At 69.8% G+C, this 12,053-nt stretch carries 10 protein-coding genes; 4 read left to right on the forward strand and 6 right to left on the reverse strand.

Annotation, left to right across the window (positions count from 1 at the left end):
* The first annotated feature begins 71 nt into the window (after positions 1-71).
* Positions 72-1,478 carry a lipase/acyltransferase domain-containing protein gene (locus tag NAM01S_RS25455; RefSeq protein ID WP_067789659.1) on the forward strand — a complete coding sequence of 469 codons (1,407 nt, stop codon included), beginning with the start codon at positions 72-74 and terminating at the stop codon, positions 1,476-1,478.
* Positions 1,479-1,480: 2 nt separating this feature from the next.
* On the forward strand, positions 1,481-4,267 hold the full coding sequence (locus NAM01S_RS25460) for a CHAT domain-containing protein (RefSeq protein ID WP_067789662.1): 2,787 nt from the start codon (positions 1,481-1,483) through the stop codon (positions 4,265-4,267).
* A gap of 6 nt (positions 4,268-4,273) precedes the next feature.
* Here the strand turns inward: NAM01S_RS25460 and NAM01S_RS25465 are convergent, their stop codons facing one another.
* From NAM01S_RS25465 to NAM01S_RS25485, 5 genes are all read right to left on the reverse strand, one after another.
* Positions 4,274-5,002 carry a maleylpyruvate isomerase family mycothiol-dependent enzyme gene (locus NAM01S_RS25465; RefSeq protein WP_067789664.1) on the reverse strand — a complete coding sequence of 243 codons (729 nt, stop codon included), beginning with the start codon at positions 5,000-5,002 and terminating at the stop codon, positions 4,274-4,276.
* Positions 5,003-5,062: 60 nt separating this feature from the next.
* Positions 5,063-5,482: a RidA family protein gene (locus NAM01S_RS25470; protein WP_067789667.1), complete on the reverse strand. Its 420-nt coding sequence runs from the start codon at positions 5,480-5,482 to the stop codon at positions 5,063-5,065.
* A gap of 73 nt (positions 5,483-5,555) precedes the next feature.
* Positions 5,556-6,269 (reverse strand): DUF998 domain-containing protein, encoded by a 714-nt coding sequence (locus NAM01S_RS25475; protein WP_253799158.1) that lies wholly within the window; start codon positions 6,267-6,269, stop codon positions 5,556-5,558.
* A gap of 263 nt (positions 6,270-6,532) precedes the next feature.
* Positions 6,533-6,949, reverse strand: coding sequence for a very short patch repair endonuclease (locus tag NAM01S_RS25480; RefSeq protein ID WP_067789669.1), 417 nt, complete (start codon positions 6,947-6,949; stop codon positions 6,533-6,535).
* A gap of 4 nt (positions 6,950-6,953) precedes the next feature.
* Positions 6,954-8,108, reverse strand: coding sequence for a DNA cytosine methyltransferase (locus NAM01S_RS25485; RefSeq protein WP_067789671.1), 1,155 nt, complete (start codon positions 8,106-8,108; stop codon positions 6,954-6,956).
* 303 nt (positions 8,109-8,411) lie between these two features.
* On the opposite strand from NAM01S_RS25485, the gene NAM01S_RS25490 reads away from it, so the two are divergent.
* Together NAM01S_RS25490 and fadD32 are read left to right on the forward strand one after the other, a co-directional pair.
* Complete coding sequence (locus tag NAM01S_RS25490) at positions 8,412-9,662, forward strand: KasA/KasB family beta-ketoacyl-ACP synthase (RefSeq protein ID WP_067789673.1); 1,251 nt, start codon at positions 8,412-8,414, stop codon at positions 9,660-9,662.
* 141 nt (positions 9,663-9,803) lie between these two features.
* On the forward strand, positions 9,804-11,723 hold the full coding sequence (gene fadD32, locus NAM01S_RS25495) for a long-chain-fatty-acid--AMP ligase FadD32 (protein WP_067789866.1): 1,920 nt from the start codon (positions 9,804-9,806) through the stop codon (positions 11,721-11,723).
* Positions 11,724-11,735: 12 nt separating this feature from the next.
* On the opposite strand, the gene NAM01S_RS25500 is transcribed toward fadD32, so the two are convergent.
* The gene (locus NAM01S_RS25500) at positions 11,736-12,014 is read right to left on the reverse strand and encodes a putative quinol monooxygenase (RefSeq protein WP_067789676.1); all 279 of its coding nucleotides are present in this window, start codon (positions 12,012-12,014) and stop codon (positions 11,736-11,738) included.
* Between the last annotated feature and the right edge of the window lie 39 nt (positions 12,015-12,053).

Here is a 12,053-nt window from a genome sequence, read left to right on the forward strand (position 1 = left end):
GTGATTCCGGCCGCGAAACGCGCGACCATGAAGATCGAACTCTTCCGCGGACGAACGGACGGAGGCCAGTCATGCGGGACGTGGTCGTGTTGATACCGGGGATCGGCGGTTCCGTGCTGGCCCGCGACGGCAAGGAGCTGTGGGCTCCCACGCCGGGCGCGGTGCTGCGCGGAGTGTTGTCCCTCGGACGCAGCATCAAGAGGCTGCGGCTGGACGGCGACGATCCGGCCGCCGCCGACGTGGACGGCGTCGTCGCGACGCGGGTCGTGCCGGACCTGCACATCGTGCCCGGTCTGGATTGGAAGATCGACGGCTACACCCGTTTCCGCAAACAGCTGATCGAGCGGTTCGGGGCGGTCGAGGGCGAGAACTACTTCGAGTTCCCCTACGACTGGCGGCGCGACAACCGGGTGGCCGCCGCGAAACTCGCCAGGTCGGCGCACGATTGGCTGCGGAACTGGCGGGAGAAGTCCGGCGCCGCCGACGCGAAACTGGTCCTGATCGGGCATTCGATGGGCGGCATCGTCTCGCGGCTCTACCTGGAACAGCTCGACGGATGGAAGGACACCCGCAGGCTGATCACCTTCGGGACGCCCTATTCCGGGTCGATCAATGCCCTCGACTTCCTCGCGAACGGCTTCCGCAAGAGCTGGGGCCCGTTCGACGTCGACCTCTCCGACCTGCTGCGCTCGTTCACCTCGGCGTATCAGCTGCTGCCGTCGTACCGCTGCGTGGCGGGGCCCGACGGTACGTGGCTCAATCTCGACGACGCCAGCTTGGACTGGAGCCGCACCGGCGTGGACGCAGCCCGGCTGCGGGATGCCGTCCAGCTGCACCGTGGCTTGCGCGAGCAGGTGAACGGCCGGATCTCCGAAACGGGACCCGGTTACGAGATCCGGCCGGTCATCGGCGACTTCCAGCCGACGCGGTGGGCCGCGCGACTCACCGACGGCCGGATCGAGGTGCTGTGGGCGCGCAAGGCGGCGGGCGAGGACGGCGGCGACGGCACGGTCCCGAAGGTGTCCGCGATCCCGCACGAGCTGATGGACGGCTGGCGCAACGCCTCGTTCGTGAGCCAGAAGCACGGGTCGTTGCAGAACGACGATCCGGTCCTCGACCACGTCGGCGGCGTGCTGCGCACGGCCGAGTTCGGTGGCGTCGACGTCTTCCCGGCCGTGAAGGACCCGGTCGCGCTCGCGGTGGAGGACGTCACCACCGACGAACCGATGATCGTTCGCGCGAAGACCGCCGACCCCGCCGCGGCGCTGGTCGCGACGGTGGAGGATCTCGGCCGCGGCGTGTCCACCAGGCATCCGCTGACCGAGGCGTCCGACGGTTGGCGAGAGGTCGTTCTGGCCGACGTTCTCCCCGGTGACTACCGGGTGACCGTGTCCGCCGACACCGTCCATCCGGTGACCGATCTGGTGAGCGTTGTCGACCTCGACGAGCTCGCCCGCAGCGCGGAAGGGCCGGGATAGCGATGCCACCGGACCCCGCGCAGGCCTTCCACCGATTCGACATCAGCGTGCTGGATGCCGGTGGACGCGTGTGGGTTTCGGCATCCTCGCCGCAGGGCGCGGTGTACGCGGTGCCGCGCCCGCCGCCCACCTGGACTTTGCCGGATGGCTTCGAGACGCCGTCCGAGTGGCTCAACGCCGTCGTGCGCAATGCCTGTTCCGGCGTCGAACGGGCCGCGATCGATATCGGGCGGGTCCTGACCCGACTGGTGTTCGAGGTACCCGAGATCGACAATCTGTTCGCGCGGACCCGAGGCGCGGCCCGGCACGCCGGGGCACAGGTGCTCGTCCGCGTCCAGTCGGCGCCCCAGCACGTCAACGCCTGGCCGTGGGAGCTGCTGCTCGACCCGGAGAACGGCATCGCCGACGGGGTGGACTTCCTCGGCTGCGCTCGGGACACCCACATCCTGCGGCTCGGGCGTTTCCGCACCTATCCGGTTCAGCAGGCGCCGGAACCGATCGAGGCGCCGTTGAACGTGCTGATCGTCATGTCCAGCCCCATGCCGAAGGTCGGTGAGCAGAACCAGGAAGCGCTGTTCGACCTGTACGCGGCGAAGCGCGCGTTGCTGGACGGGCTGAAACCGCTCGTGCGACAGGGCAGGCTCAACATCGTCGTCGAGGACCGGCCGTCGACCGAGCGGATTCGGCAGACCATTCGCCGCCAAGCCGACGGGTTCCAGATCTTCCACTATCTCGGGCACGCAGCGCCGCACGGCTTCAAGCTCGAAGACGCGAGCGGCCGTGGCCGTTTCGTGCACAACGCGGAACTCTGCAAAATCCTGTCCGAACTGCCCGACCTGCGGCTGGCGGTCTTCGCGGGGTGCGAGACCGCGCGGGCACCCGCCGCTGCCGCGGGCGACGACTGGCGCGGTCAGATGTCCACCGCCGACCACTTCGTGCGCGACGTCTGCCCGATGGTCATCGGCATGCAGACGGTGCTGCCGTTCGGCACCGAAAAGATCTTCACCAGCTCCTTCTACGAATCGCTCGCCGCGGGACACACGGTGGCGACGGCGCTGCGGCTGGCCAGACAGGCGATCGCGACCGACGAATTCTCCGGAGGGGCCCTGCTGAACTGGGTGGTGCCGACGCTGCACGTCGGCGCCAACGAACCGGGCGCGCTGATCGACAAGCGCACCCGCGGCAGGCCGATCGTGCTGCGGCCGCGCGTCTACCGCCCGTTCGGCATCGCGCAGGGCGACCCGAGGTTCATCTCGCGCCTGACCGAGCTGCGGCAAGCCATCGACGTACTCGGCGGAAAGACGCAGGCTCGGCTCCTGCACGTCAAAGGTGTTGCGGGCAGCGGTAAGTCGGCGTTCGTGGACCGCGTACTCGACGATCTCGACGACGACGTAGTCCGGGTGTTCGTCGCCGCCCGCTGGCTGCTCGACGAGTCCAAGGTCCGGCGCCGCGATCACAACCCGGTCGGGATACTGCACGACGCCGTGGCCGCCGCGATGACGGACAGCGGGATGCGGCTGCCGCGCGGCAGTCTGGCCAAAGACCCGATAGACCTGTGGGGGAACTTGCTCGGCAAGCTCGAGCACACGCGCTTCGTGCTCGCCGTCGACGAGGCGGAACTGCTCGCCGGCGACGAGCGCGGCGCCGCCGCGTTGCGCGCGCTCGGTGAACTGCTCGACCGCCGACTGCCCGCCAGGGTCGCGATCACCTCGACCAACGGCGTCGCCGGATTGACCGATCGCGCCGACATGCCATCGCGCACCCGGGAGATACGGCTGGACCTGCTGGCCTGGCCCGAGGTGTGGCAGTGGATACGCAGCAATCAGCCCGTTCTCGTCCGGTTCGGACCCGCCGTCCTCTCGCGCCTGTACGCGGATCTACCGCGCCTCGAACAGTGGGACCAGCTCGCCGACCGCGTGCGGTCCCTCGCCACACCGCCGTCGGCGGAATCGCTCGCCGCCCTCGCTCGCGAGAACGTCGAGGAGGTCGCCGCACCGGTGGACACGCAGGACCTGTTCACCGCGGCGCCGGACCCGAACCGGACGAAGCGCCCGCTGCGGCTCGCCCTCGCCGGGGCGACGTCGGACACCGCAGGTGAGCTCGCGCGCACGATCACCCAGTTCGCCGGTGAACGCGGCGTCGCGGGACGTGCGGTGCTCTTCGGAACGGCCGACAGCGCGGCGGCGTTCGCCGAAGTGGTTCCCCTCGACGGCGTGACGGATCAAGAGCGGTTCGCCCAGCGGGCGTGCGCCGACATCGTCGTGGTGAACGACGTCTCGGACGCGGCGCTGCTACACGGCCGGGACCATCTCGTCGTCGGTGGCGCGGCCTCGGGGCTCGAGCACGCCTCGGGCACCGCGCGGCGGCGCCTGTTGATCGCGGGCACCGTCGACCATGCCGGGCCGGTCGATGTCGTCGTCGACCCGACGCAGCACGGCACGTCGGCGGAGACCGCAGCGGCGATCGCGGCGCTGATCGTCTGGGCGACCAACCGCTCGCAAGACGCCGAACACGTCCGAACCCTGTTGCTGGAGACCGCCGAGAAGAAGCGGCTCTCGGACGGGCGCACGGTGCGACGGCTCAATGTGACGACCGCGCTGGACACCCTGCGCAAACGCGACATCGTCGAAACGATCGGATCGGACAAGCTCGACCTGCCCCAAGTACTGGCCAGGACGGGGGCCAGATCGGATCAGGCCATCTCCCTTGTCGACAAGCTGGTCGAGAACGGCGCGCTGGTCAAGACGGTCAACGACGGCGTCGAATGGTTGACGCGGCCGGATCGGTGACGCCGCTCAGCGCCAGCCGGGGAGTTCCGGCAGCGGGCCGGACAGATCCTCGCCGGACGAGCGGCCGATGAGCCACGCGAGCAGGGAGGGGGCCGGGCCGAGGACGGTGTGGGTGGGGGTGCCGGGGGTGAGGGACGTGGTGAAGTCGAGGTCGCTGGCTTGGATGTCGAAGGGTGGAATGTCGGGGGTGAGGAGGTTGGCGATGTCGCCTGCGACGCGGGGCAGGGCACGGGTGACGAAGGAGGTCGGCCAGTCGGCGGGGGTGTAGGAGGCGGCGAGGTCGACGTGGTGAATCTCGACCTCCAGCAGGCGCATCCACGGAACTTCGGCGGCGGGTATGGCGCGGCCCTGGCGGGTGCGGACGGTGGCGGTCCAGGCTTCCGGCGGTGCGGTGGTTGCGAGGGCCGACCAGCGATTGGCGGCGGCTTCGATGTCGCGAAGTTGTTCGGCGATCGGCCGCGGCGCGCCCGCGTCGATGTCGAACTCGCGTAGGAACGGGCTCGCGTACTGCGGGGTCTCGATGCCGGTGCGGGCCCAGATCAGGAGGTTGACCAGGCTGTCGGCGTTACGCGCGAGGTGGGCGAGCACGTGCCCGCGGGTCCACCCCGGCAGCAGCGAGGGTTCGATGACGTCGCCGTCGCCGAGACCGCGCACGGTGTCGAGCAACCGCGCGGTCGCGTCGGCGACCTGGTCGAGCAGTTCGTGCGGCGTGGGATCCTGCGCGTCGCTGGTCACGCTGTCGACCTTAACGGGCGCGACCGGCCGCGGTCGGTCGAACCGCCCACGGCCCGAGGCCTATTCGGCGACGAGCCGGTCCAAGCTCCGATCGGTGACGACCGCGTCGGCCTCGATCTCCACCAGCAGCGCGGGCGTGATGAGTGCCTGTACCTGGTACATCGACGCGGCGGGCCGGATCGATCCGAACACTTCGGCGTGCGCGGCGGCGACCTCCGGCCACCGCGCGATATCGGTGACGAAGATCCGCGTGCGGACCACGTCGGCCAGCCGCGCGCCTGCCTCGTCGAGCGCAACGGCGATGCGGCGCAAGGTTTCCCTGGTCTGCTCGCCGATGTCGTCGCCACCGACGGCGGTTCCGCCCGGCCCCGCCGCGGTGGTCCCGCTGACCGCGACGAAGTCGCCGACACGTACCGCCCGCGAGTAGCCGACGACGTCTTCGAACTCGGATTCGGAGGAGATGTTCACGCGCTCTGTCATGGCGACAGCATGCGTCAGCCCGAACCGTCCTCGCCAACAAATAATTCGACACCGAACCCTCCGCCGCGCGAAATCACCCGGTGCGGTCGACCGGTTCGGCCCACTCCCTGCCCTCGACGACCACGGCGACGGCCAACGTGAGCAACCACAGCGACATCGACCCGACCTGGATCCGCTGGGCGATGCCGAGCGCGTAGTCGCCGGACAGGTTGTCGGCCACCAGCATCCACACCGTCGCCGCGGACCCGACCACCAGCGCGACGACCCCGAACTCGCGCAGAATCCGCCAGCGGTGATAGCGGAACGCCGCAAGGCTGAACGCGAAGACCGAGACGGCGATCGAGGTGACCGCGAGCGTGCTTGTCAGCGCGTGCGGCTGATGCAACTGCGGGAAGAGCTGGTTCGGTTCGCCGCAACCCGGCTCGCCGGGTGTGCAGTCGCGCAACGGGAGCAGCGCGTCCGCGATGGTCGCCGCGCCGAAGCAGGCCAGCGCGACCCAACCGACGGTGGTCAGCCTGCGCCGAGGAAAGATCAGCAGCCCGGCGAGGGCGGCCGGGATGAGCAGCGCGCCGGCGATCTTGTCCGCCGTTCCGAACACCTCGCGATAGGGCTTGCCTTCCGCGTCGAGCTCGCTGAGGAAGGAGTTCACCGGGTCGGAGTCGATGGGCAGCACGAACTCCAGCACCCAGGACGAGTAGCAGAGTCCGGCGATCGCGATCGCGGCGGCGATCGGCCAGGACGCGATCGGCGCACGTCGTTCGGCGATCCTGCTCCCGTCGTCGGTCACGCTGCCCATTCTCGGCGAACCGTTCGGTGCCTGGTTCGAGGCGAAAGATGCGTGTTTCCCGCGGTTCGCACGGCTTCGACAGGCGGTGCACAGGCTACTGTCAGCTTGTCCGGCCAGTCTGGAGTGGAAGCGAGGAGGTTTCCATGATCGGATATGCGACAGCCGCCGCCGGTTTGGCGATGATGGCGACGATGGTGGTGTCGGGTTATCTCGCCGCCCACGCGCCACGCACTCTGGTGCGCGTCCGGCACCGTTAGACCGAGTCAGCCGGGTTCCCGGAGCGCGGCCTGCACGCGATCGGCCGCCGCGGCCGGGTCTTCGTGTTCCCAGATCCGCACCACATGCCATCCGGCGGCGTGCAGGGTCGCGTCGGTGGCGCGATCGCGCGCGACATTGCCCGCGAGCTTGGCCGCCCACCACTCGGCGTTGTTCTTCGGATAGGTCGCGTGCTCGGGGCAGCTGTGCCAGAAGCATCCGTCGACGTACACCGCGACCTTGCGCCGCGGAAAGACCACGTCGGCGCGGCGGCGTTGGCCGCGTATGGGCGCGCGATCCACGAAATAGCGCAGCCCGCGCCGGAACAGCTCTCGGCGTAGCGCCAGCTCCGGTGCGGTCCCGCTGCGTCGCTGCCTGGCCAGTCGGGCGCTGGTCACGGCATCGGTGCGTGGACGTTCGATCATCGGCTCAGGCCGCCCAGCCGCCCATGCGATCCAGGTGGTTCTCCACATCGGTGAGGAAACCGTCGGGGAACCGCAGCGAGCCCATCCCCGCCCGGCGCAGGAATCCGGCGGTGGCGCGCGCGGAGAGCAGGCGCGAATCGGTGAGGAAGTTCTTCAGGTCCTCGTAGGGCTCGTGCACCGGCCAGGTCGACACCGGCACGCGGTAGGCCGTCCCGTTCCGGCCCCACGCCGCCGTCGGCCACGGTTGGCCGGTCAGCAGCACCCGGTCGTGTGGAATCGGATCCAGCGGCGCGGCGAGTCGCCCGCCGACCCAGGCCGCCATCCGCACGCTCACCGCGTTGCCGATCAGTTTCCAGCGATGGCCGTGCCGGATGCCGCGGACGGTGGTGGCGGGCGCGGTCCAGTCGGCGGCGAAGCCCTGCAATCGTTCTCCGTCGACAAGGCCGGGCGTCACGATCTCGCCCGACGGCAGTCGCACGGCGGGCGGGCTCGCGATGCCGAGCGCCGACCCGCCTTTCAGGGTGGGCACCGCGTTCACCGCCCAGCCGAGCCCACGCACGCCCTCGGTCCAGTAGAACCCGCACGGGTCGCTGCCCGCGTCGCCGAGATCGAGCGGTCCCGCGTCTTCGCCGAAGAGCACGCGGCGCGGGTCCTCGGTGCGCGAGGCCAGCATCAGCACCCGCTGGCGGCGCTGCGGCAGGCCGAACGCGCGCGCGTCGACGACGCGGTATGCCCAGGTGTAGCCGAGCTCGTCCAACGCCTCGGTGATGTGCCGCATGGCCGCGCCGCGGCCCAATTGCAGCATGAACGGGACGTTCTCGATCAGCAGCCAGCGCGGCCCGCGCTTGCGCCGCACCAGGCGGAACACCTCGTCGACCAGACCCGAGCGCTGGCCGGTGATGCCCGCCGTGCGGCCCGCTTGCGAGAGGTCCTGGCAGGGAAACCCGGCCGCGACGAGTTCGGTGCCCGCCGGGATGCCGCGCAGGCGGGTGATGTCGGAATGCAGCGGGACGTCTGTGAAGTGCGCGGCGAGCACCGCCTGAGCGCCCGCGTCGATCTCGCAGAGCAGCTCGGAACGCCAGCCGTGCTCGGCGAGACCGAGCTCGAGCCCGCCGATCCCGGCGAACAGCCCGACCATCCGCCCGCCCGTCACAGTCATCCCTTCTCGCGATTCCACGACGGGCGCCAACACGTCCGCGCTCCGCGCCCCGCACAGCACGTTACTCGAGCCCGTCGGCGCGGACCACCGGCAGGACCACCGGGCGGCGCCCGCCCGCCGTCACTGCCGCCGTGCGAATTCGCGCGTCTTGCTGCGGATTAGCTCGACCTCCCCGGATAATGCCAATCGGCCGAATCTAGATCACGGCTGCTTCTCTTGCTCTTCCGCTTGGCCTTTCGACGCCGACGGCGTCGACGCGCAGTTCCCGGAACACCCATGCGAACGCCAGGAAAGTGAGTTTCGATGCAGTCTCCGTCCACCAAGCGTGGCAACTTCCCCGACGTCGTGGTGACCAGCCTCGCGGCGACCACCTCGATCGCCGGCGATGTCGACTCCACCTGGAAGGGGTTGTTGAACGGCGAGAGCGGCATAGACGTGCTCGAGGATCCGTTCATCGACCAGTTCGAGTTGCCGGTGCGTATCGGCGGGCACCTGAAGGTCGCCCCCGATGCCTGCCTGGCCCCCGACGAGGTCCGCATGCTGGCGTACGTCGAGCAGATGGCCACCGTGCTCGCCCGCGAGGTGTGGCGCAACGCGGGCAGCCCCGAGGTGGACCGAGATCGGCTCGGCGTCTCCATCGGCACCGGGCTCGGCGGCGCGGAGGCCATGATCGACCAGCGCGACAAGATGAACAACGGCGGCTACCGCAAGGTCTCGCCGCTGGCGGTGCAGTGGATCATGCCGAACGGTCCTGCCGCGTGCGTCGGCATGGAGGTCGGTGCGCGCGCCGGCGTCTGCACCCCGGTCTCGGCTTGCTCGTCCGGTTCGGAGGCGATCGCGAACGCCTGGAAGATGATCGTGATGGGCGACGCGGACATGGTCGTCGCAGGCGGCGTGGAGGGCTCCATCCAGGCGCTGCCGATCGCGGCGTTCACCATGATGCGAGCGATGAGCACCCGCAACGACGATCCCAAGGCGGCATCGCGCCCGTTCGACGCGGACCGCGACGGATTCGTCTTCGGCGAGGCGGGCGCGATGATGGTGCTGGAGACCGAGGCGCACGCCAAGGCCCGCGGCGCGACCATCCACGCCCGCCTGCTCGGCGCGGGCATCACCTCCGACGGCTTCCACCTCGTCGCCCCCGACCCGGAGGGCACCGGCGCCGCGCGCGCCATGACCAAAGCGCTGCAAACCGCCGGGCTGTCGAAAAGCGATGTCTCGCATATCAACGCGCACGCCACCGCGACCCCGATCGGCGACACCGCCGAGGCGCTGGCGATCGGCAAGGCGGTCGGCTCGCACGCGTCGGTCTACGCGCCGAAATCCGCGCTCGGCCATTCGATCGGCGCTGTCGGCGCGCTGGAGTCGGTGCTCACCGTGCTGAGCGTGCGCGACGGCATCGTCCCGCCGACGCTGAACCTGGAGAACCAGGACCCCGAGGTCGACCTGGACATCGTCAAGGGCGGCGCGCGGCAGGGCCGCATCGACTACGCGATCAACAACTCGTTCGGTTTCGGCGGGCACAACGTGGCGATCGCGTTCGGAAGGTATTGAGCCGAGGGAAAGGCGGTGAGTGATGCTCGCACCGCATGACTGCGGGCGGCAGACCTGCTAGCCTTCCCGACGCTCCGCTGTCGATCTGTGTTCGGTGTCACCGCGCGGTTCTGCCCGCGGTGCGTTGGAAAAAGGATGGCGATGATCCGCGAGACCTTCGGCGAATATCTCGACGAGCAGGGCAACATCACGATCCTGGGTGACAAGACCCTGATCGACTTCGTCGACAAGCACACCGCGACGAACCCGGACGGCCTCGCGTACCGGTTCATCGACTACTCGCGCGAGCGCGACGGCGAGTACCAGGACCTGACCTGGAGCCAGTTCAGCGTGCGGCTGCGCGCGGTGGCGGCCCGGCTGCAGCAGGTGGCGCAGGCGGGCGACCGGGTCGCCATCCTGGCGCCGCAGGGCCTCGATTACGTGATCTCGCTGTTCGCCGCGGTGTACGCGGGCGCCATCGCGGTGCCGCTGTTCGATCCGGAGGAGCAAGGACACACCGACCGGCTGAACGCGGTGCTCGCCGACTGCGAGCCCTCGGTGATCCTCACCGTCTCCACCGCGGCCTCGGGCGTGCGCAACTTCTTCCGGCACCTGCCCGCCGCGAAGCGCCCGCGCATCATCGCCGTGGACGCGATCCCGGACGGTGTCGGCACCAGCTGGGTTCGCCCGGACATCGACATCGACAGCGTCGCCTACCTCCAGTACACCTCCGGCTCCACAAGGACGCCCGCGGGCGTGGAGATCACCCACCGCGCGGTGGGCACCAATCTGTTGCAGATGATGGACGCCATCGGCGTGAGCGAGAACGCGCGCGGGGTCACCTGGCTGCCGCTGTTCCACGACATGGGCCTGTTGTGCGTGATCCTGCCGACCGTCGGCGGCGGGTTCATCACGATCATGTCCCCGAGCGCGTTCGTTCGCCGTCCCTACCGCTGGATCAAAGAGTTGGCCGCGGTCTCCGATGGCGCCGGAACTTTCGCCGCCGCACCGAATTTCGCCTTCGAGCACGCCGCGGCGCGCGGTCTGCCGAATCCGGGCGAGGATCTGGATCTGTCGAACGTCATCGGTCTGATCAATGGCAGCGAGCCGGTCTCGGTGACGTCGATGAAGAAGTTCAACGACGCGTTCGCCCCCTACGGCCTGTCCAAGACCGCGATCAAGCCCTGCTACGGCATGGCCGAGGCGACCGTGTTCGTCTCGGCGACGAGGGCGCAGGACGAGGCCAAGGTGATCTACGTGGACCGCGGCGAACTGAACGCGGGCCGGATGGTCCAGGTCGAGCCGGGCACCGACAACGCCATCGCGCAGGTGTCCTGCGGTTACGTGTCGCTGTCGCAGTGGGCGGCGATCGTCGATCCGGAGACCGGCGTCGAGCGGGCCGACGGCGAGGTCGGCGAGATCTGGTTGCACGGCAACAACATGGGCATCGGCTACTGGGGCAGGCCGGAGGAATCGGCCGCGACCTTCCGCAATCGGCTGCACCGGCGGCCGGAAGGCAGCCGCGCGGAAGGCGCCGCCGAGGACGCGAACTGGATGCGCACCGGCGATTTCGGCGCGTACTTCGACGGCGAGCTCTTCATCACCGGCCGGGTGAAGGACCTCGTGATCGTGGACGGCCGCAACCACTATCCGCAGGACTTGGAGTACACGGCACAGGAGGCGAGCGACGCGCTGCGCCCCGGGTTCGTCGCCGCGTTCTCGGTGCCCGCCAACCAGTTGCCGTCCGAGAGCTTCGAACAAAGCGGCGCGACAACCCGATTCGACGCCGAGGACACCTCCGAGCAGTTGGTCGTCGTCGCCGAGCGCGCCACCGGCGCGGCCAAGGCGGAGCCCGGACCGATCGCCGACGCGGTGCGCGGCGCCATCGCGCGGCGGCACGGTGTGACGGTCCGCGACCTGCTGCTGGTGCCCGCCGGATCGATTCCGCGCACGTCCAGCGGCAAGATCGCCCGGCGCGCCTGCCGCGCCGCGTATCTGGAAGGCACGCTGCGCGGCGGCTACCGGCAGCAGGCGTTCCCCGACGCGGAGGATCGCGAACCGGAGGGCGCGGGCATTCGCTGATCCAGGGTCCGCCTACAGCGGAGTCTCGGCGGTGTACTCGAACTCGCGCACGTCCGCGCCGACGATTCGGGTCTCCAGCCCGTCCGACGGACCTTCGCCGCGGAAGCGTTCGGCGTCGGCGCGGGTCGACCACCGCTCGTACACGTTGACCCGGTCGGGCTCCACCAGATCCGCGCCGAGACAGAAGTCGAGGCAGCCCTCGGCCGCCCGCGCCTGTTCGACGACCTCCCGGCAGCGCGCCAGGTAGTCGTCGCGATCGGTGACCCGTAGATATCCGGCGACGATCAGCATTCCCGCAGCTTAACCCCGTGGCGGGAATGCGGTGGGGCG

The sequence above is a fragment of the Nocardia amikacinitolerans NBRC 108937 genome (assembly GCF_001612615.1).
Lineage (GTDB): Bacteria > Actinomycetota > Actinomycetes > Mycobacteriales > Mycobacteriaceae > Nocardia > Nocardia amikacinitolerans.